17 protein-coding genes are annotated in these 20,901 nt (G+C 68.3%); 6 read left to right on the top strand and 11 right to left on the bottom strand.

Annotation, left to right across the window (positions count from 1 at the left end; genetic code table 11):
* Window positions 1-105: 105 nt before the first annotated feature.
* The 5 genes from ABD210_RS30655 to ABD210_RS30635 all read right to left on the bottom strand — a co-directional run bounded on the left by ABD210_RS30655 (window position 106) and on the right by ABD210_RS30635 (window position 6,539).
* Window positions 106-759, bottom strand: a complete 654-nt coding sequence (locus ABD210_RS30655; protein ID WP_344116298.1) for a hypothetical protein — start codon at window positions 757-759, stop codon at window positions 106-108.
* A 227-nt stretch (window positions 760-986) separates the two neighbouring features.
* Window positions 987-4,145, bottom strand: coding sequence for a coiled-coil domain-containing protein (locus ABD210_RS30650; RefSeq protein WP_344116296.1), 3,159 nt, complete (start codon window positions 4,143-4,145; stop codon window positions 987-989).
* On the bottom strand, window positions 4,142-4,795 hold the full coding sequence (locus tag ABD210_RS30645; RefSeq protein ID WP_344116294.1) for a hypothetical protein: 654 nt from the start codon (window positions 4,793-4,795) through the stop codon (window positions 4,142-4,144). The genes ABD210_RS30650 and ABD210_RS30645 overlap by 4 nt, the downstream gene beginning before the upstream one ends.
* Window positions 4,792-5,352, bottom strand: a complete 561-nt coding sequence (locus tag ABD210_RS30640; RefSeq protein WP_344116293.1) for a hypothetical protein — start codon at window positions 5,350-5,352, stop codon at window positions 4,792-4,794. Before ABD210_RS30640 ends, ABD210_RS30645 begins: the two co-directional genes overlap by 4 nt.
* Window positions 5,349-6,539, bottom strand: a complete 1,191-nt coding sequence (locus ABD210_RS30635; protein WP_344116292.1) for a hypothetical protein — start codon at window positions 6,537-6,539, stop codon at window positions 5,349-5,351. Before ABD210_RS30635 ends, ABD210_RS30640 begins: the two co-directional genes overlap by 4 nt.
* Before the next feature lie 213 nt (window positions 6,540-6,752).
* On the opposite strand from ABD210_RS30635, the gene ABD210_RS30630 reads away from it, so the two are divergent.
* Window positions 6,753-7,385, top strand: a complete 633-nt coding sequence (locus ABD210_RS30630) for a phosphoribosyltransferase (RefSeq protein WP_344116290.1) — start codon at window positions 6,753-6,755, stop codon at window positions 7,383-7,385.
* A 57-nt stretch (window positions 7,386-7,442) separates the two neighbouring features.
* On the opposite strand, the gene ABD210_RS30625 is transcribed toward ABD210_RS30630, so the two are convergent.
* Window positions 7,443-7,871 carry an Hsp20/alpha crystallin family protein gene (locus ABD210_RS30625; RefSeq protein WP_344116289.1) on the bottom strand — a complete coding sequence of 143 codons (429 nt, stop codon included), beginning with the start codon at window positions 7,869-7,871 and terminating at the stop codon, window positions 7,443-7,445.
* A gap of 329 nt (window positions 7,872-8,200) precedes the next feature.
* Here ABD210_RS30625 and ABD210_RS30620 point away from each other — a divergent pair, with 329 nt between their 5' ends.
* Window positions 8,201-8,983 carry a TrmH family RNA methyltransferase gene (locus ABD210_RS30620; RefSeq protein ID WP_344116287.1) on the top strand — a complete coding sequence of 261 codons (783 nt, stop codon included), beginning with the start codon at window positions 8,201-8,203 and terminating at the stop codon, window positions 8,981-8,983.
* A 41-nt stretch (window positions 8,984-9,024) separates the two neighbouring features.
* Window positions 9,025-10,005 (top strand): SGNH/GDSL hydrolase family protein, encoded by a 981-nt coding sequence (locus tag ABD210_RS30615; protein WP_344116285.1) that lies wholly within the window; start codon window positions 9,025-9,027, stop codon window positions 10,003-10,005.
* An 18-nt stretch (window positions 10,006-10,023) separates the two neighbouring features.
* On the opposite strand, the gene ABD210_RS30610 is transcribed toward ABD210_RS30615, so the two are convergent.
* The 3 genes from ABD210_RS30610 to ABD210_RS30600 form a co-directional block, all read right to left on the bottom strand.
* Complete coding sequence (locus ABD210_RS30610) at window positions 10,024-10,644, bottom strand: class I SAM-dependent methyltransferase (protein WP_344116283.1); 621 nt, start codon at window positions 10,642-10,644, stop codon at window positions 10,024-10,026.
* 181 nt (window positions 10,645-10,825) lie between these two features.
* Entirely contained in the window at window positions 10,826-12,070 is a 1,245-nt protein-coding gene (locus ABD210_RS30605) for an SWIM zinc finger family protein (protein ID WP_344116281.1), read from the bottom strand.
* Window positions 12,067-14,892, bottom strand: a complete 2,826-nt coding sequence (locus tag ABD210_RS30600) for a DEAD/DEAH box helicase (RefSeq protein ID WP_344116300.1) — start codon at window positions 14,890-14,892, stop codon at window positions 12,067-12,069. The genes ABD210_RS30605 and ABD210_RS30600 overlap by 4 nt, the downstream gene beginning before the upstream one ends.
* A gap of 1,257 nt (window positions 14,893-16,149) precedes the next feature.
* Here ABD210_RS30600 and ABD210_RS30595 point away from each other — a divergent pair.
* The gene (locus ABD210_RS30595) at window positions 16,150-17,124 is read left to right on the top strand and encodes a zinc-binding dehydrogenase (RefSeq protein WP_344116278.1); all 975 of its coding nucleotides are present in this window, start codon (window positions 16,150-16,152) and stop codon (window positions 17,122-17,124) included.
* 45 nt (window positions 17,125-17,169) lie between these two features.
* The gene (locus tag ABD210_RS30590; RefSeq protein WP_344116276.1) at window positions 17,170-17,523 is read left to right on the top strand and encodes a hypothetical protein; all 354 of its coding nucleotides are present in this window, start codon (window positions 17,170-17,172) and stop codon (window positions 17,521-17,523) included.
* A gap of 26 nt (window positions 17,524-17,549) precedes the next feature.
* On the opposite strand, the gene ABD210_RS30585 is transcribed toward ABD210_RS30590, so the two are convergent.
* Window positions 17,550-18,755, bottom strand: a complete 1,206-nt coding sequence (locus ABD210_RS30585; RefSeq protein ID WP_344116274.1) for a GGDEF domain-containing protein — start codon at window positions 18,753-18,755, stop codon at window positions 17,550-17,552.
* 248 nt (window positions 18,756-19,003) lie between these two features.
* Between ABD210_RS30585 and ABD210_RS30580 the strand changes: the two genes are divergently transcribed.
* Complete coding sequence (locus tag ABD210_RS30580) at window positions 19,004-19,192, top strand: DEAD/DEAH box helicase (RefSeq protein ID WP_344116272.1); 189 nt, start codon at window positions 19,004-19,006, stop codon at window positions 19,190-19,192.
* 80 nt (window positions 19,193-19,272) lie between these two features.
* Here the strand turns inward: ABD210_RS30580 and ABD210_RS30575 are convergent, their stop codons facing one another.
* Window positions 19,273-20,499, bottom strand: a complete 1,227-nt coding sequence (locus tag ABD210_RS30575) for an MFS transporter (RefSeq protein ID WP_344116270.1) — start codon at window positions 20,497-20,499, stop codon at window positions 19,273-19,275.
* Window positions 20,500-20,901: the final 402 nt, after the last annotated feature.

The raw sequence follows: 20,901 nt of genomic DNA, 5'->3' as shown, positions 1-20,901 counted from the left end.
AGGACGTCGCCGGACATTCACACTGTTAAGGGCCACCCACACGGGTGGCCCTTAACATTTGTGGCACTAGTTTTCCCAGCTCATTTTCCCAGCACGTAGGGCTGGTCAGGCAGTCTCGGGGGCTATGCCGACCAGGGCTGCCGCGGCGCAGATGTGCACGGGCGTCAGGTCTGCCGGCGCGACCGGGGCCTGTAGAAGCGTGCCTCGTTCGAACGGGGTGAGGTTGATGTCGATGCCAGGGGCACCGGCCACCAGGCCGCGGACGTACGTGAGCCAGCCCATCGTCGGAATCCCGCGGCGGAAGACGCCGGCGGCCGCGGCGAGCTCGGTGTCGGCGATGCTGGCCCATTCGGGCTCCCAGATCGTCACGACGGCTCGCAGTACCTGGGCGAAGCGCTCGGACTCGACCAGCGCCTCGTCATCACTCCAGTGCAAGGTCAGCTGATCGGACGCCGTGGTGAGGGTGCCGGCCATGGAGAGGTCGAACAACCACGGGAGTTCCCCGGTGCTCTGAAGATGAAGCCGCGTCGTACTCGAGCCGTTCGACAAGACCTTGGTGGTCGCTTCCACCATTTCCTGGAGCGGCGTCGTCGCGTCGGCCTCGAGCACGTGGTAGCCCCAGCGCTCGTCCTGGGTCCAGGCGTGAACGTCCGGGAAGGCGACCGCGACGGCGGTCAGCGTGCGCAGTACCCGCAATGCGCGGTGCTCGATGGATTCGTCCCGGTGAGTCCACTGGGCGCGCAGCAGCCAAGATGCCATCTCACGCCCTCCGATCAACTACCGGCTGGACCTGTCCCACGGACGGTACGCCGATCTGTGAGGGGTTGGCCAGGGCTCCGCCTACTCCGCGTGAACGATCCGAACCGACCTGAGGACACGTCACCACTCCAGTGTGAACGAGCCATAGGTCGGACCCAACCACCGGGGTCCGATTTCCGCAGCATCCCAGCCAAAACCCGTCCCCACCGACCCTCACGACCGGCCCCTCACCGCGCCTTCCCGGCCGGCGCGGCGTTCTCCGAGGTGGGGAGGGTGTCGTCGAGGTGGGTTGTCAGGTCGAGGGTGGGTCGGGGGCCTCGGTAGGACTCGAGCCAGGTGCGGAGGAGTTCCACCCGGGCTGCGTACTCGTCGTTGCCCTTGACCACGGGGGCCTGGTTGTACGCCATCGTGTCGGAGCTGCGGCGCAGCTTCACGTAGAGGCGGGACGACGCCAGGGCGTAGCGCTCCATGTCGTCCTGCAGGGCGCCGATCACCGTGATGTTGCGGTCCCGTCCGATCTGCTCGAACAAGGCGACTGCTTCGCGCCGGTGCTGGGAGCCCAGGTTCCGCCCGAGCTCGTCGAGGATCAGCAGCAGCGGCCTGTCGCTTCCACCCGCCAGGGCGGCGGCGCAGACCAGCTTGACTGCCTTCTCGTCCATCTGGGCGGTGTTGCCTTTCACGTTGAACGCTGAGAACGGACCGCCCTCGGAGCGCCGCCACTTGGGTGTCACGGTCCAACGCCACGGCTTGTCGGGCTCGGCCGGCGGGTCGGGCTCGGGGTATTCCAGCTTGGCCCCGTACCCGCCGTACTGCTGGTCGAGACGGTCGAATTCGGCGGAGACGAGCCGGAGTCGTGACTTGATGCCGTCGGCGAGGGACGCACGGTGGGCGCGGGCGGTGCTCTCGGCCTCGCCGAGTCCCTCGCGGGCGCGCTCCAGGGCTGCGTTCCGCTCAGCGCGCTGGCTGGCGATCTGCTGTTGCTGGAGGCTGTCGAAGGACTCGTGCTGCGCAAGGTGGCTCGCGAGTGTCCGCTGCAACGCCGGCACCAGCGCGACCCGCGCCCCGAGCGTCCCGTTGGACCAGCCGTCAGGGCCGTTCAAGATCTCCCACAACTCCGACGGGATCTCCTCCCGGGAGCGTGCGTTCGGGAAGCAACGCCGGACGACGTCGTCGAGTTGGGTGCAGGCCTGATGGTTCCAGTCGCCAGTCGTACGCCGCTGGGCGTCATCCGCCAGCCCGACGAGGAACTCCGAAGCCTCGGCCGCCGAAGCACCCCAGGCGGTGGACCGGGTGACCAGGTCGAGCGAGGTCTGCTCATCCAGCAGGACCAGCCGCCGGCCGGCGAGATCGTCGAGGATGCGGTCGTGGTCCCGCCGGGTCGCTTCGAGATTTTTCAGGCGCTCGTCCCGGACCAACTGCTGACCAGCCGCGGCCTCCGCCGATTCTTTTGCCGCCTGCAACTGAGGAGCCAGGGCGTCGCGGTCGTTCTCGTGGCGGTCGTTCGCCTCGCGGAGCGCGAGGATCTGCTCCTGTACGTCGGCAGCAGTCCCCAGCGCGCGGGCGGCCGCAGTACGACGCCCAGCCTGGTCCACGCGGGCACGAGCCTGATCCAAAGCGGCAGATGCGGCCGAGCGTGCCTCGACGGCTGCCTCGAGCCGACGCCGAGCGGCCTCGATCCGAGCGGTCCGCCCGGTGATCGCCTCCTCGAACTGGCCGACGGCTACCACACCGGCGGCCTCGTCGATGACCTCCTTCGCGGCCCGCGCAGCAAGTGCCACGAAGAAGGCGTCCAGCTTGAACCGCTGATCCGCAGACGAAGGTCCACTGCGAAAGGCGCTGCCCGGACGATTTGCGAGGACGAGCAAGAACCCCGGATAGCCGGCGTCGGCAAGAGCAGAGGCGGCTAACGCGCCATCTTCCGCATCAACCACGACAGCTTCGCGGTATGGCGCCAGCCGCGGCTCCCACTCGGCGCGATCCGCTTCACCGAGCTGGGTGATATCCGTCAGCGCACCGCAGGCGATCGCCGCGTTCTCGAGCACCTGCTGCTGGGGAGCAGAGACGGTCTGACCGCTCTCGGCTTCGCGCAGCAAGGCGGACGCATGATCGACCGCGGTACGCGCCGCGTGAACCCGCCCGATGTGCTCCTCCAGCGCCGCGCGAGCCTCGTCCTGCTCGGCCACGGCCGCGTCCAGATCACGCCCATCGGCGGAACGACCGGCCTCCACGAGCCGGCGGTGCTCCTGGCCGAGCCGTTCGAGCTGCTCCCGCACGGAACGTTGGGCGAGGTCCAGCTCGCGGTCGCGGGCGTCCAGCTTGTCCCGCTCCTGCCGGGTCAGCTGGACATCGCGCAGCAGGTTCTCCTCGCTGCCGAACGCCTCGATCTCGCTGTCCACCGCTTCGCGGCGAGCCTCCTGCTCGGCGACCCGGTGGTCGAGCTCAGCCAACTCGTGCACGATCTCGCTGTTTCGCGCGTCCCCGTCGACGAGGTGCCGCGCACACCGCGCCTGCCACGACTCGCGCGCGGCAGTCAGGGCCTCCCGAGCAGCAGCACGTTGGAGGATGCCCGCCTCGACGGTGGCCATCTCCTGCTCCCAGCGCTGCAGATCGCCCGTCGCCTGCTTGGTCGCCTCGCGCTGGGTGTGCTCGGCCGAGCGGTGTGCCTGTTCCTGCTCGAGCTCGTGGTCCAGGCCGGTCAGGGTCGCGATCGCGTTGAAGATCCGCGCCGGACCCAGCTCGTTGAGCGGCTCGGCCAGCAGGTTGGCTGTCGGCGAAGACCGCACCGACGTCGAGAGGAACGACACGCACCGGACCTGCCCGCCGTACAGGACGGTGGAGAGCTTGTTCGCGTGGAAGTCGGTGCGGCCGTTGGAATGCGGGAGCGCCGCCCACAACGCGTCGGCGCCTGCCGCGCGTTCGGCCTCGGTCGCGCCGAAGGGCACGTGCAGGCCGTTCTTCCAGCGCAGATCCAGGTACGACGCTTTGCGGTTGATCCGGATCCAGACGGTGATCGCCGCGGCCTCGATCTCCGCGAGATCCGTCAGGTCGGGGTCGGAGAAGACGCCGATGATGTAGCCGCGATCGACGTTCGACCAGTTCCCTTCCTGGCCCGCGGCCTCCGCGGTGAAGAGCAGTTCGGCCGCCCCGGGCGCACCGCTGGTCAACCGCCACTGGTCGTCGGCGTGGAGCAGCGATAGCGCGGCGATCCACGAAGACTTACCGGCACCGTTCGAGTCCACCGGGCCTTGTCCCGCGACCGTGACGAGGCCCTGCCCGACCATTGGGATCGGGTGGGTCGACAACCGGGACAGGTCGACGACCTGGACGCCGAGCAGCACCTTCGAGCCGAGGATGTCGTACGGTCCGTCCTCAACGGAACTGCTCATGCCGCTCCTTCTTCAGTGGTGACGCCTTTGCGCGCGCGGATGGCCTCCGCGATCGGGCTCGCCGGTGCGGCCGCGAGGATCAGCTGATCCTGCAGTCGCCCCCGGGCCGCTGGGGTGAGTCGTTGCAGTTGCGGGCCCGGGATGTAGCTCGGCCCGCCCGAGTGGTCGCCGGACAGCTGGATCAGTCCGGCGGCACGGAGTCGCTGCAGAGACAGCCGACGCTCCTCGCTGCTGATCTTGGTCGTCCGCAGCTCGTCGACCGTGGTCGGGCGCGCGGACTTCCAGCTGTCGCCGGTCAGGATTCCTTCGCTGCGCGGGATCGCGACCGAGTGCACCAGCACGAGCACCAGCACCGCGCGGTCGACGACGGACAGAGGCTGCCATCCCTGTGCAGCCAGGGTTTCGGCGACGTCGTCGGCATAGCCGGCGGTCCAATGCGTGCCGTCGACGTGGACGAGCGTCCGCCCGATCAGCTTCAGCATCTTCTGCACCTGCCGCCGCAGCGTCACGTCCCGCAACCCGGCCAACTGCACCTCGGCCACCGGATGCGCCGCGTACTGCACCGCGCTGAAGGCCGCCAGCACCTCGTCCCGGCTGCGATCGCTCAAGTCCTCCAACAACGGATCGAACAACGCATGCTGCTCAGTCATCCTTCACCCCGATCGGGTGGGTCGGGCAGAATGCGGCAGACCTCGCGGAGGCCGGCGAGTTGGTTCGGGCCCCAGGCGATCACGCGCGGACCGAGGCGCACCTCTCCAGCCTTCTCGTCCCACAGCAACCAACTGGTCGCGTGCAACCGGCGCAAGCTGCCGATGATCAGCGTGAGGTCACTCGACTGCTCCGGCCGCCCCCGCATCCCGGCGTACACGGCCTTGACCTGCGCGAGCGTGCCCACCACCCCGGGCCAAGCACTTCCGCTCCGATCCGGCCAGCAACACGTCACGCAGATCGCCAGCACCCGGACTGTCTCGTTAGGCTGCTCCACGGCAACCGGGGGAGTCCCGAGCTCATCCAGCACCGCATGCCCGGCACCAGCCGGCAGCGTCGGCAACATCCACACAGTCGCCCCGTCGGGCTCCACCGCCCGCGTCAGCCCGGCAACCGCGGGAGTGTCGGGCGAGACCTGCAGTGGTCCGGCCGACTGCACCTTCGCCCACCACAACGCGTTGTAACTACGCCCGCTCTCAACCTCAGGCGAAGAAGTCATCGCTTCACCCGCCGGAACGAGCCCTCGGTCGCCCAGGGGGTCCCGGCCGACGGGTCGATCCGCATCCCGTCAGCCCAGACCAGCTCATAGTCCAGCTCGTCCTGCAGATGGGCAGCGGTCAACTCGGCGAGCACCCGACGCGCGGTGATCCAGTCACCCGCGTCGTCCACCACGTCGACGATGCTGACGCTCTCGCGCCCGGCCAGAATCCGCTCGGCCGCGGCACGCAGGTCTTCTCGATCCGTCGCTGCCGCCGACTCCGGTGCGTCCACCTCAGCGGAGGGCCGCGGCGGCGCCATCCGCGCAGTACCGGTACGACGCCCCGACTCCACCGCCTCCAGCATTCCCTCGGGGGAGAAGTCCGGCGCGGCCGCGTCGAAGAGCAACCCGTCGAGCACGCCCGCGAGCACCTCGGTCTCGCTGCTCCGGGTGAACGTCAGCCAGGTCTCGATCGGCAGCAACCCGAGCGCGCGCGTAGTACCGGCTCGTTCGACCAGGCGGCCTGCGGCGAGTTGCACGGCATCGGCATACGCGGCGAGTGACATCCGTAGCGCAGTGCACGCGCGGTGGAGCGACGGCCAGCGCTCCAGGACGATCCTATGCACCTTCTCGGCTTGCTCGATCAGGCGCTCATTGCCCCAGGCGAGCTGCGCGTTCTCCCGCAGCTGCGCGGTCGTGCTGGTCGACACCAGGATCGCGAGCTCGTTGCCGAGCAGGCGGAAGACCTTGGTCAGCCGCTCGATCGACGCCTGCCCCTGGTCCTCGGTCGCGCGCGGGTCGCTGACGCTGTGCGCCTCGAGCGTCAGCAGCTGGTGCAGCTCGGCCTGGCCACCCTGGACCGACATCCGCTTGAGGAACATCAACATCACGTACGGCGCGAAGGCGGCCCGGTGGCGCAGCTCGTTCGGGCGGTCCACGAGCTTGGTGATCGCGCCATACTGGCGGAGCACCTCGAACCGGCGGACGATCACGTCGTGCGGATATCCCCGGCAGGCCAGCGAGGCCTGCTCGACGGTGAGCCCGTCACTGCCCGCTTCGGCGAACGCGTCCAGGATCGCCTGGTCGACCTCCAGCAGCTCGGGATCGACGATCATCGCGCCGGCCTCGCGGGCGAGCACGGCGAACACCTGCCGGTAGACCCGCAGTACGGCCGCTTCGGCCTCGGCATCCAGCAACGTCGCGTCCATCGATCCTCCTCCCGTGCGGCAGCCGACCCGTCAGCCTAAGCGGACGGCAACCAGAAGTCGGACTTTATCGACACCCACGGACAGACCGAAAACCGAGGGACGCTCCGCCTGTGGACAACCGCACGCCGGAGTTCCACCCGGGCTTCGGTCTTGTCAGGTCGCCGTGACCGGACTCCACTGGGGAGAAGGGGATCGTCGGAGGAAGGGCCGGAGATGTTCGCGGATCGAGCGGAGGCGGGACGCCGGCTGGGGATGGCGCTGGAATCGGTGCGCGCCGATGAGGTGGTCGTGCTGGGTCTGCCGCGGGGCGGCGTCCCGGTCGCGGCCGTCGTGGCTCGGCACCTGGATGCGCCGCTGGACGTGATCATCGTCCGCAAACTCGGGTTGCCTTACCAGCCGGAGCTGGGCCTCGGCGCCGTCGGCGAAGGTGGGGTCCGGGTGATCAACGAGCAACTGCTGCGGGCCACGGGTCTTCCGCTGGAGGATCTGGCCGAGGTGGAGCGGCGCGAGTCCGCCGAGGTCGAGGCGCGGGCACTTCGTTTCCGCGGCGACCGTGAGCCGGTCGCGCTCAACGGGCGGACCGTGATACTGGTCGATGACGGGATCGCCACCGGATCGACCATGGCCGCCGCCTGTGAGGTGGCTCGGGCCGGGGCGGCAGCCTGGGTCGTCGTCGCAGTACCGGTCGGATCGGAGAACGGGCTGAGCCGGGCGGGTGCGGCAGCCGACGAGATCGTCTGCCTGCACACGCCGAGCCGGTTGAGCAGCGTGGGCGAGTGGTATCGCGACTTCAGCCAGACCAGCGACCGTGAGGTGGTCCGCCTGCTGCACCTGGCTGTCGGCTGAGCGCTGCAGGCTGAGCGCCGGCGTGACCGGGCGCTGAACCCGGTCACGCCTCAGCGGTCAGTCCTTGGCGACGTTGATGCGCCGCGGCTCCGGGTGCTGTTCCTCCTTCAGCGGAACCCGGATCTCGAGGATCCCGTCCTTGTACGTCGCCCTGACGTTGTTCTCGTCCGCCCCGGACGGCAGGGTGAGGCTGCGGGAGAAGGAGCCGTAGCGGAACTCGGAGCGGTTGGCGTCCTTGTTCTCCTCCCGCCGCTCCGCCTTGATGGTCAGTACGCCGTCCAGGAGCTGGATGTCGATGTCCTTGTCCGGATCGATCCCCGGCAGTTCGGCTCGCACCACGTACTCGTTCCCGTCCTGGAAGTCCTCGACCCGCATCATCTGCAGACCCGCGAACTGGCGGACCGACGGGATGGTGGGAAACTCGGATTCCAGCCAGTCGACCAGGTCCGCGAACGTGCTGCGGTCACGCTTGACGAGACTGTTCATGGTTGCCGTCTCCTTATCTGGTTCGTTGGCCCCTTCAGTTCACCTCTCGGCGGCTAATAAACGGGTCAGCTCAGCGACAAACTCGAGTTGGTCGCCAGCCGGCCGGTCCGGCTGCGGCGGGAAAATCAGGTGACGCAGCACTAGGCGCTGCCTACCATCCGAAGCATGGAGAGAACGCTCGGCTAGCGCGTTTCCAGGACCGCGCCACCGATTCATCGCCCAGCCGGTGCGGACGGCCACAGGGTCGTCCCCGGCGCGCTCGACCGTTCTCTCGACCTCGGAGCTCATCCATGGCACCGACCTCTGATCAGGCACGTCTAGATGGCCTGATGGCTGGTCCACAACATCCGCGGATCCGCGAACTGCTTGCCGTCCGCAAGGATTCCGCACCCGGCCGGATCATGGTCGAGGGCAGCTGGGAACACAGCCAGCTCCTCGACAGCCGCACGGTCATCCATGCCTTCTTCTACTGCCCCGAAGCAGCCGACCGTACTGCGGAACGCGCCGCGCGGGTGGCATCGCGGGCCCGCGAGGTCTACCGGATCTCGGAGAAACTGCTCGCCCGGCTGAGTCGCCGAACCCGGCCGGACGGGCTCATCTCGCTCGCCGAGCTGCCGGTCTGGCATCCCGGCGAGTTCCGCTTCGACGAGTCATCCCTGGTGCTCGTCGCCGACGGGGTCGAGTATGCGGGCAACCTCGGCACACTGATCCGTACGGTCGACGCCGCCCGGGCGGACTGCCTTGTGCTGACCAGCCGCCGCGCGCGCCTCAACCACCCTTCCGTGTACGCCGCGAGCCGGGGGATGGTGCTGACCACACCGGTGCTCGAGTTCGACGATGTCGCGGATGCGGCCGGGTGGTTGCGCCGGCACGGGTTCGAGGTGCACCTCGCCGATCCCGGGGCAGCCGGCAGCTACCGCGTACCGGCGTACCAGGGTCGTCCGACGGCGTTCGTGGTCGGCTCGGAGGGCGGCGGGTTGTCCAGCCGTTGGCATCAGGAGGGCTTCGGCGCGGTGTCGATCCCGATGCTCGGCCAGGCCGATTCGCTCAACGTCGCGCTGTCGGCCGGGATCCTGCTCTTCGAGGCGAGAGCGCACAAGGACGGCTGGTGACGCAGAATAGGTCGGGTTGCCGTGAGTCGAGGGAGTCTGCCGTGAACGAGTTCGCACCAGGCGAGGTGGTCGCACCTGCCGACCCCCGCATCGTCCTCGAGGGGCAGTGGGGCCTCCAGCCCGGTCTCGCGACCACCGTGAACTCCGGGTCGCGGATCACCTTCACCTTCAGCGGCGGCCGGGTGCAGGTGTTGTTCGACACCGAGGGGCTGACCGTGCCGCCACACCTGTGGCTCACGGTGGACGACGGTGAGCCTCGGCTGCACGTGGTCGAGCAGCCGGTGATGGAGCTCGCCGCGGAACCCGGACAGCACCGGGTCGAGATCGTGGTGAAGGACGTCAACGAGTTCGCGAACCGGTGGAACCCGCCGTTCGACTGCGCGGTTGCCTTCGCCGGCCTCGTGCTCGACTCCTCGACCCGGCTCCGGCTGAGCGGCCGCCCGAACGGGCCGCGGCTGGAGTTCTACGGCGACTCCATCACCCAGGGAGTCCGCGCGCTCAGCGCCGAACCGGAATCAGCCGGCGCCGACGGCACGAAGTCCTTCGCCTACCTGACCGCCCGCGCTCTCGGCGCCACGGCGTACCAGGTCGGTTTCGGCCGCCAGGGAGTCGCCCGCCCCGGTAACGGTGAGGTCCCACCTGGGCTCGACTCGTTCGGGTGGAACTTCGCCGGCTCGCCTGCCGGACGGGTCGAGGACCCGCAGGTCGTCGTGCTCAACCTCGGCGTGAACGACGAGACCCTGAGCGTCGAGCAGTACGGCGACTACCTCAGCCGCGTGCGTTCGGCGTACCCGACCAGCAAAATAGTTGCCCTGAGCCCCTTCAGCGGTAAGCACGCGGCCACCATCGAGGCCGCCGTGAAGGCCGCCGACGACGAGGCGATCTGGTTCGTCGACACCGAAGGCTGGATCACCCCCGACGACTGCACCGACGGCCTCCACCCCTCCACCGAGGGCCACGCCAAGATCGCCGCCCACCTGATCGAGCAACTGGAAGTCCTGACCAACCTCACTCGCCACTGACGGCCCGAACTCCAGCGGTCAGGGAGATACCGCGGTGCCGAGGGAGATGGCGACCATCGGTTTCGGTGCGCCGTCGTAGAAGACGTCCAGTTCGGTCACGGTGAAGCCTGCGGTTGTCACCAGGTCGACGATCGGCCTGGTGAGGTGACAACCCGCGAAGAGTCTTTTCTCCAGCGGGTCCAAGCGTCGTTGCCAGCGGCGTACGTTTTCGTCCTCCTCCGGCGCCAGCCCGTGCTCGAGGAAGTGCAGGGTCCCACCGGGCTTGAGGACGCGGCGGAGCTCGCGGAGGGCCGCATCGGCATCGGGGATGGTGCAGAGCGTCCAGGTGGACAATGCGGCGTCGAAGCTGCTGTCCTCGAAGGGCAAGGCCTGCCCGTCCAGACCTGCTCGCTGCACCGGGATGCTGGTTGCCGCGACGCGGTCGCCGGCCAGCTTCCAGCCGAGATCCGAAGGCTCTACGGCGGACACGGCGCTGACGACCGCCGGGTAGAGGGGAACGTTGTGACCCGAACCGAACCCGATCTCGACGACTTCACCCTTGAGACCCTGGCAGACCCGGCGTCGTAGCAATTCGACCGACTTGGTTCCACACGCGATGTTGACTATCCGCGGCACGACCCGCTCTGCGTAGAACCCCATCGCGACCTCCCGTTTCGGATTCTCAGCATTGCACCGCAACAGTCCACCCGCAGCCTTGCTGCCCCGGCTACCGTTCGCTCTTGCTTGGCCGGCGTGCGGTGCGGCCCGGGTAACGGAGTGGCGCACCCGCTTCTCAGGTGTGCACTTCACGGCCTGAGTTCGCGGCGTAGCCTTCGTCGGCTCAAGAGCCAAGCAGTTCCACAGGATCGGCGGCGCCCGGCCCGCTCAGCACCCAGTCGTTGAACTGCTTGCTGAACAGATACCAGAGCCCGTCACTCCCTAGCCTCAACTGCTGCCGATCGGCGGCAACCCAATTCCCCTCAATCGTCACAACTGCGCCCGCCGAGCTCGCAAGTAGCGCGTCGCGACCCTCCGACAATGCTGCGGCGTCGACCTCGACAGGGTCGGAGACGGCGACGGCGAACCCACCCGCACCGCCTTCGCGCCAGGCGATCGCCCAACTTGTCAGCTGCCGCGCCGGTACGCCGGCGCGGTGCGCCAGATCCGCCAGCCCCGACGTCCCGAGCAGCCCCGCGCCCCGGCGCGCCAAATCCTCGTCCTGACTCAACCCCAGCCCGCCATCTCCATCACCCGACGCGAGTTCCCACGCCCGCCGAGCCGCGTCCGTCGCCAGCGCCACCAGTTCGCGACCGTCCACGCCTGACTGCCGCGGCGGATCCAACATCAACACGGCCGATGCCACCCCCGGCTGCCCCAACGGCTTCGGCGGCAACGGCACTGGTCTCGGCTCCTTTGAGAAAGCAGCCTTCGCCAGTACTCCGACCGGCCGAGCCTTGACCGCGCGCACATCCCCACCAGCCGACCGGCGAGAACGCAGGGCAGACATCAGCTCATCCCGCCGTCGCCCGCGCAGCAGCAGCAACACGAATGGATCCTCGTCCAGCGCATCCGCGATCAAGAAGCACACCGCCGCCGAATGCTTACAAGGCACGGCGAAATCCGGACAGTTGCAGGCGGTCTTCACCTCACCCGCGGCCGGCAACAACTCGAGCCCCGCTGCCTGCGCATCATCCACGACCTCGGGCGGAAGCTCCCCATCCAGCAGCGCGGCGACCCGTCCGATCTGTGCGGACACCACGGCGAGCACAGCGTCCCACTCGTCCCCCGAGAATGCGCGGATCCGCACGGTCACCTCATACGGAGTCACCCGGCTGCCCTGAACGGTTGCGCTCACGACGCCGGGATCCACCCGCAGGTCGAGGACGCTGCCGCGGCGCGCATACGAACGCCCGCGACCGAGGCGGTTCGGATCCAGCCGCGCGCGGTGCTCCAGCGCATCCACCCAGGCCTTGCCCCACCAGGTCAACCCGAACGGCCGGCGACTCCCGGGTCCCTTGGCCGTCGGCAGTCCCGCGCTCTCCTCCGAAGAACGCCGCCAGCCCTGCCACGGAGTACGTTCGTTCATGCTGTCCGCCCAACAGCAGAAGGGTTGTACGCACTGGCAGCCCCGGACTTCGCCGGAGTCGTGGACAGCTCGACCAGCTCGGTGAGCTCGGTGTCGGAGAGCTCGCTCAGCCAGGCCTCGCCCGACCCCACGACCGCGTCCGCCAGATCGCGCTTGGCCGCGATGACCGCGGAGATCCGGTCCTCCAGCGTGTTCTCCGTGACGAGCCGGTGCACTTGCACTGGCCGATCCTGCCCGATCCGGTACGCGCGATCCGTCGCCTGATCCTCAACCGCGGGATTCCACCAGCGGTCGTAGTGCACGACGTGCGTCGCCTTGGTCAGAGTCAACCCGACGCCGCCCGCCTTCAACGACAGCAGGAACACCTGCGCCTCGCCCGCCTGGAACTGCTCGACGAGCTGCTCGCGCTTGCGCACGCCGATCCCACCGTGCAGGAAGAGCGTACGAACCTGCCGCGCGGCCAGATGGGACTCGATCAGCCGGCACATCTCGACGTACTGGCTGAAGATCAGCACCGACTCGCCCTCGGCCAGAATGACGTCGAGCAGTTCGTCGAGCGCCGCGAGCTTGCCGGAGCGACGGGGGAGTGGACCGGGCTCGTGCAGGAACTGCGCCGGGTGGTTGCACACCTGCTTCAGCTGGGTGAGCAGACTCAGCACCAGCCCACGCCGCGCGATCCCCTCCGCCTCCTCGATCTTGGCCAGCGTCTCCTTCGCGACCGCTTGGTAGAGCGTGGCCTGCTCGGTGGTGAGCGGTACGACGAGGTCGTTCTCCGTCTTCTGCGGGAGCTCCGGCGCGATGCCCGGGTCCGTCTTCTTCCGACGCAGCAAGAACGGCCGAGTCACACGCGCGAGCCGGGCGGTCGCCTCTTCGTCGTGATAACGCTCGACCGGTACTGCGATGTCGTGGCGGAACCGGTCCAATGTGCCGAGCAAACCGGGCGCAGCCCAGTCCAGGATCGACCACAGCTCCGACAGACGGTTCTCCACCGGCGTCCCGGTCAGCGCGAGTCTGGTTGCCGCTGGCAACGTCCTCAAGGCACGAGCCGTTCGCGACAAGGGGTTCTTGGCGTGCTGCGCCTCATCGGCAACCGCCAGACCCCAGAAGATCTCGCCCAGCACCCGGTGGTCCTGACGCACCACGCCGTACGTCGTCAGCACCACCTCATCGGCAGCCAGGTCACTCAACGACCGCCCGGCACCGTGGTACCGCCGGGTCGGCACATCCGGCGCGAACTTGCCCAGCTCCCGCTCCCAGGTCCCGAGCAAGGTCGACGGGCAGACGACCAGCGTCGGCCCGCGCCCCCGGAGCTGGAGATGCAGTGCGATCACCTGAATCGTCTTGCCCAGCCCCATGTCATCCGCAAGGCACCCGCCAAGCCCGAGCTCGGCAAGATGCGCCATCCACGCGACACCTCTTCTTTGGTAATCACGCAAAGTCGCCCGCAAGCCCACCGGCTCCAGGCTGAGCCCTGGCTCTCCGCGGGCCGGCTCCACGCCGGGATCCGGTTCTCGGAAAGTCCGCAGCCGATCCACCATCGTTTGCAGCGAGCCGCCGGCATCGAACGCGACCAGCTCGCCATCCACCTCGATCATGCCGGTCAATGCCGCGCCGAGCGCCTCCGCGCCGGTCAACTTCCGCGATCCGCCGTGCCGCAACTTCCGCACAAGGTCCTGGTCGATCCGAACCCACCGCCCGCGCATCCGGATCATCGGCCGCTTCGCCTCGGCCAGCGCCGCGACCTCGGCCTCGGTGAGCTCCTGCCCATCCAGCGTCGGCCGCCACTTGAATGCGAGCAGCTCGTGCATGCTGAAGCCCGGCCCGGTTACCGCACCTGGCGTCGGCGTCGCCTGCGCCGCACCCCGCACAGCCAACTCGCCCGCGAACAACTCCGCGGGCCACAACACCTCGATGCCGGCCCCGTCCAATGCCGCGCTGTCGCCCGCGAGCTCATCCAGCGCTTCATCGTCGATCCGGACCGACTCCGGCGCCGCATCCTTCAACGCCGCGCCCAACGGCGGCCAGACCCGCGCTCCACGCCGCAACGCCAGCAGCAGATCAGTCTCCGCCCGCTCCCCAAGCGCAGCCAGTACCGCGGCCGGCGCGTTCCACACGTCCGCCACATCCACGAGCAAGCTCGGGTCCATCCCACTCCGCAGCTGGAGGACCGCCTTGAACTCCGAGTCATCCTCAGGCGGCTCGATCCGCAGTACCAGCCGCGCACCAGCCTCCTCACTCAAGGCGGTCTCGTCCAACCACTCAGTCGGCCCAGTCAGCTCCCGCGGCTCCACCTCGGCGAACGCCGCCGCACTCTCCCGTACTGCGAACCCGGCCGCGGGCGTCCGCACCAACGTGTCTGCGAGCGCATCCCAGAATGCCCGCACCAGAAGCTCCGGATCGGCCAGCCTGATCGGCCGGGAGCCCTCAACTGGTACCGCATGACCATGCGCCGGCATCGCTGCCCCGAGATTCTTCAGCCAGCCCCGGTCCGCCGGATCCAGCGGCGCAACCCGCCAAGCTCCACACCCGCTCGGACTCTTCTCCGGCACCAACCGCCCTCTGGCGATCAACCCCACCCCAGCCAGCGCCGCCGCCCGCCAGGCCCGGTGACTCGCGGATTCCCCTTCTCCCGCTGGCTTCCCGAGGAATTCCAGCGCCTCCGCAACACTCAACAACCGGGCCGCGACCTCGACTCGCCTCAGCTGCTTGCCGCGAGGCAGAACCAGCTCCACCACCCCGTCGGCGACCAGGCCCACCCCGCCAAGGTCCCCATACACCGCCAGCCGCCCCACCCGAGGCGGCTCACCCGGCACGAACACCATCTCAACCACCCCCCGCACAGTACCCACCCCAACCGACAACCCCATCACCCACGAACCACCGCCCACCCCGCGAACCCCGCTCTCGCACCACCCCGCGACCTCCCGCTCCCGCACCACCCCGCGACCTCCCGCTCCCGCACCACCCCGCGACCTCCCGCTCCCGCACCACCCCGCGACCTCCCGCTCCCGCACCACCCCGCGACCTCCCGCTCCCGCACCACCGCGCCCGACCACCGCGCCCGGGGCGACCCCGCACCGCGCCCGACCAGCACACACCCGCCGCCGACCGCCTCACTCGCCGACAGCCCTGCGCAGCCATCGACCGCGCACGGCTCGCTAAGGCGCGCCTGCCGACTAATGCGGTCGCCGCACCCACCGCCGATCGCGCCTGCCGCAGCACCGGCGATCGCGCCCGCCGGTCCGAGTTGGCGGCGGGGGCGGACCGCCAGCACTCACCAAGCTCCTGCGCGAGGGGCTCGCCGCGCTCAGCAGCGCGCCCGGACGTGTGCTTTCGGGTGGTTGGTGAGTGTTGGCGATCCGCTGGCTGCTTGAGAAGAAGCGCCGCTGCGGCAGGTCGCCCGCTCGTGGAGCCAGCGGCTCCTGTGCTCGCCGACCGCCCGCCGGATCGTTGCGGTGCGCCTGCCGACTACCACGCTCACCGCACCGCGCCGCCGCACCGCGCCCGCCGGTCCGAGTTGGCGGCGGGGGCGGACCGCCAGCACTCACCAAGCTCCTGCGCGAGGGGCTCGCCGCGCTCAGCAGCGCGCCCGGACGTGCGCTTTCGGGTGGTTGGTGAGTGTTGGCGGTCCGCTGGCTCCTTGAGAGAGAGGCGTGTGCTCGCCGACCGCGCACCTGTGGCTCGCAACATCTCCCAGCCCGGCCGGATTCGGGACCTCCGAGTCAGATCCAGGACTGCCGACGCCATCTGGGAACTGCCGACACGATCTGGGGACTGCGGACACGATCTGGGGATCGCGGACACGAAATGACCTGTCCGAGGGTGCCACATCCTGTCCGGGGTCCCCGCTTGTGTCCGCTGTCCGGCATCCCCCCGCCCTATGTTCGCCAACTTCACGACGAGGCTTAGGCGGGCCCGGGTGAGGTCAGCGGCGGATCTGCGCCGTCAGCAGGTGTGTCGACAAGGTCGGGGAGATCGGCAGCGCTGCTATCAGAAACCGCGGTCGTAGTTGACCTGAACTCAAGTTGAGGTTGCAGGATCAAGGGTGACAGAGGCAGCGACTTGATGGAGTGACGGATATGCGAGCAGCAGTGGTGACGAAGTTCGGTGGGCCGGAGGTCATCGAAACCCAGGACTGGCCGGAGCCGGTCGCCGGCGCAGGGGAGGCGGTCATCGACGTACAAGTAACCGACATCATCTTCGTGGAAACGGCGATCCGGCGGGGCCAGCACGGCGGCTTCTTCAAGGTGGAACCGCCCTACATCCCTGGAAGGTCGCTAGGCGGCCGGGTCCGCTCAGTCGGCGAGGGCGTGGACGACCAATGGATCGGCAGGACCGTCCTCGGTCGCGTCACTGGCTTCGGCGCTCACGCCGAGCAGGCAGTAGTCCCTGCCGACTCGCTGATCCCACTACCCGAGCAGTTGAACCTCGAGACCGCAGTGGCCGTCCACGGCGACGGCTTCACCACACTCCTCCTCGAACAACTCGCCCCGAACCTCAAAGACAAGGAGGTGCTGATCACCGCAGCAGCCGGCGGCATGGGCGTGCTGCTCATCCAGCTTGCCCGCAAGGCCGGAGCCCACGTCATCGCCGCCGCTCGCGGCCAGGCGAAGCTCGACCTCGTCAAAGCCCAAGGTGCCGAGGTCGCGATCGACTACTCGGAGCCCGGCTGGGAGAAGTCGGTGCTAGAGGCAACCAATGGCCAGGGTGTCGACATCGTCTTCGATGGTGCAGGCGGCAAACTCGGTGCCGCGTCGTTCACCACAGTCAAAGACGGCGGCTGGTTCTCCGCGCACGGTGCCCCGAGCGGCGGCTTCGCGGAGTACGACCCGGCCGAAGCTGAGCGGCGTGGCATCACGGTGAAGGGCATCATGGACCTCCGCGCGGACAGCAGGGAGGTCACGCTCAGCGGTGACGCCGTCATCGCGCGAGTCCTGGCCGGCGATTTGATCCCGGCGATCGACCGCACCTTCGCGCTCGAGCAGCTCGGCGAAGCGCACCGGGCGATCGAGGGCCGAACCCTCGTCGGCAAGGCGCTACTGCGGGTTAGTTGATGTGCCCGCAGGGGAACCGGCTCGTCAACCCTCGAGGAGGTCGACATGACCGTCAAGCTGAACAAGCGCGCGTTCGAGCACGCCAAGAGCCTGATCGAAAAAGGCCAGACCGTGATGGACGAGCGCGATGACTGGAGCGAGCACGAGCCCACAGCAGCCCAGGAGAACGAGTACCTGAAGGAGCACGGTTGGGACGAATACGGCCAGTGGTACCTCGGCCTCGACGACGAAATGGGCGACGAGACCAAAGGCCACTACAAGTTCCCGTACGGCGATTTCCGCCGCGTCCACCGCTGTGGCGTGATCAGCGCGGAGGTCCGGGCAGCCCAGCAGGACTATGAGGACATCAAGAATGCTGCCGCGGAACTGCACAAGCTGCTCGACGGCGATCACGCCTGATCACCGCCGCGCCGGGCGGTCAGATCTCAGGCGTCGCCTACCGGCTGGTCGGCGCTGACTGCGGGCGGGTTCGGGCGGGCGGTGACGATCCTGTTCCGTCCGCCCCGCTTGGCTGTCAGCAGTGCGTTGTCCGCAGCCAGCACCAGTTGGTCCATGGTCCCCGCGACATCTGGATAGACGGCGGCACCGAAGGATGCCGGTATGCCGGTGATGATCGCGCTGCGCTCGTCCGTAGTGGGGACGGAGACGGTCAGCGTGGTCAGGCGGTCTCTGATCCGTTCGGCGACCTCCAGCACCTCGCCCTCGGATGCTCCGGGCAGCAGCACTGCCAGTTCGTCACCGCCGACGCGGGCGACCAGATCTCCCTGGCGCACCTCGGCGCGGACGCTCTCGCCGACGGCACGCAGCGCCTGGTCCCCGGCCGGGTGGCCGTAGGTGTCGTTGATCTCCTTGAACCTGTCCAGATCGAGCATCAGCAGGCCGACAGTGCTCCGCAGGGACTCGGCCCGGGCTAGCTCGGCAGGAACTGCACTAGCCCAGTACGACGGGGTGGCGAGCCCTGTCTTCACGTCCGTCCCGGCAGCGCGCTGGTACTGCGGGAGCAGCAGGTCGCGGTGCAGCGCGAGCACGGTCACCATCAACACCGGCACGACCCACGGGTACGACGACTGCAGCGCGGCGACCGCGATCCCCAGGCCGAGGCCGGCGCAAACCACGAGTTGGTCTGACAGTTCGCCAAGCGCCTCGCGGGCGGTCGCCTCCGGGGAGGCCAGCAGGATCGCGCCGATAACCAGCGCGTAGTTCACCAACCACCACGTCGCCCCGGCGGCCAGCACGACAAGCAGGGACCAGAACCCGGTCGGAACGCGCGGTTCGGTCAGCAGGCCGCCGGCCCGGAGCACGGCAGCCGAGGCAGCGCTGGCGAGGACGTAAGTCGCAGTGGAGAAGATCTTCCGGTGCGCGATGGTCCGGCCGTACACGCGAAACCACGAGTACAGGTACGACAGGACGATCAGCGGGATCACCAGCGACAGCGGCAGCAGCAGCAGGCTCGCGAACACCCACAAGCACTTCAGGTTCGTGTGGGGCGAGGTGTTCGCGGCCATCTCGCGGCGTCGCTCGATGCCCCTGGCGGACTCCAGGTGCAGCGTCGAGGCGGCTGCCAGCACGGCGAACGCGGCCCACTCCGAGGAACGGATTCCGGGGTTCGGCCCGAACAAGGTCGAGCGCACCGCAAGTGTGGTTATCGTGACCGCGATCAAATCAATTGCGAGCACATATCCCAGGGCGGACCGAGGTAACGACCAGAGCTTCCATTGCCGGGGTGGCACCCAACTGCTCCGACCGATCAGAATCATCATGAGCCTCACACTGTTAGACCTGAGCGGTTATGCATTCATCGTAACGGTCCGTTCACGTCAGGTCACCCCGGTGGCCGGGTCATTCCATCAGATGGTCAGTCTTAGAAGGGTCGAGAATCATGATCAAGGCAGCGCGCAAGTCCTCCACCGGCAACGACTGGTTCACCGGCGGGAACGACTGGTTCCAGGGCGGGAACGACTGGTTCACAGGCGGTAACGACTGGTTCACCGGCGGTGGCAACGACTGGTTCAGCGGTGGCAACGACTGGCTCGTGGCGGGTGTCGTCAAGGGCGGTAACGATTGGTGACGAAAGGTAAATCTTTACCTTCGCCTTACGTTTTGCCGGGCTGATTCCAGCCGCTATTCGAGGTTTCGTACCGTGATTCTTCAGAAGTCGGTCGAGATAGGGCGGGCGCGTGCCCAGGCAGCGCCCGCCGCAGCCGCCGCGAGAACCCCCGCGGCGCCCATCAGAGCGAGTGCTGTCGACGGTCCGAACGGCTCGGCCAAGAGGCCCGCGGCCAGAATTCCGAGCCCCTGGCTGCTCTTCAGCGCGGTGCTCGCCACCCCGAACGCCTGACCTCGCTGACGGTCCGGCACAGCCTGGACGAACGCCGCACTGGCAGGTAAGTGGTAGGACGACGCCATGCCTGAAAGTGCCCAGAGCAGCACTGTGACGGCCAGTCCCGGCTTCAGCGCGCAGAACACGAGCGGCACGCAGGCAGCGAGTGCCAGCGGTCCCAGCAGGCGCATCCGCCGCTCCGGTGACCAGAGGGTGATCAGCCACATGCCTGCAACCGCTCCAGCCGGGCTCGCCGCGAGCAGCAGACCCGCCGCCTCGGGGCCGCCGCCGATCTGGTCGGCATAGGGAACAGCCAGGCCTTCCACTGTCACGTAGAAGCCGGCGACTGTCGCGAGAGCCACCAGCGCGCGCAGCTTCGGCGTACGGAGTACTAGGGAGGTTCCTGCGGCCAGATCCTTGAAGTAGCTGCGGCGTGGTTCGTCGGTGTGAGGCGTCGGCGCCGGGCGGCTGCGTACGCCAAAGGTGATGAGGGCAGCCGAGAGTAGGAAGGTCACAGAGTCCAGCAGCAGCCCACCGGAGGTGCCTACTGCAACCACGGCCAGGCCGCCCGTACCGAAGCCCAGTACCTGGCTGAACTGCACGACCATGTCGTTCGCAGCCTTGCCCAGCACATAGTGGTCGCCGGGTAGTACCACCGGTAGCGTCGCAGCCCGTGCCGCGTTGAAAGGTGAGCCGAAGGCCTGCAGCGCCACGAGCAACAGGATGACCACGACGAGCGGCAGCGCCTGAATCGCCATCGCGGCGACCAGTACTGCGCGCGCGAGGTCCGTGATGATCATCACGCGGCGCCGCGGATATCGGTCGGCGAAACCCGCCAGCAGGGGACCGAAGAGTAGATCCGGCACGTAGGTCAGCGCATAGGTGAGCGCGGTGAGACCGGCCGACTCCGTGCGGTCGAAAACCAACACGGACAGGGCCACCCGGGCAAGCTGGTCACCTGCGACGGACAGCACGCCGGCCAGGAACAAAGCCCTGAACTCCGCGTGTCCGAACACATCTCGCCAGCGCGCACGCTCGATCACCCCACCGACCATGCAACTGACCATAGCCACAATCTGTGCGCCTGCACCTGCTGGCTGTGATCACTAGGGATTCCCTTTACGTGACCTTCATCGCAGGACTGGTGTTCCACCCCTGCGCGATCGAGGATCTGGTCTGATCCACTGTCCGGACTGGTCTGTTCAAAATCAAGGGTTTGATCTCGGCGCATCAGTGCCAAATGGCGGATCCGGAGGTTCTCCACTTGTCCGGTGGCTCTACTCTGGAGACGTCTGGTACCGGGGTCTGGGCGGGGCGGCCCCGACCCTGGTACCGGGCTTCTTTCTTCCCACCTGCTCTGTGCGCCGAGCGCCGGAAACTGTCGGTGGGCCCCGGTAGCGTTCTGATTGCCAGGGGCGGCTCTTGGACGTGCTTCCTTCTTCTTCACCAGGCCAGGT

The sequence above is a fragment of the Kribbella alba genome, from assembly GCF_039529635.1.
GTDB classification, from domain to species: Bacteria; Actinomycetota; Actinomycetes; order Propionibacteriales; family Kribbellaceae; genus Kribbella; species Kribbella alba.
The sequence above is the reverse complement of the archived record's forward strand: the minus strand, read 5'-3'. Positions and strand labels throughout refer to the sequence as shown.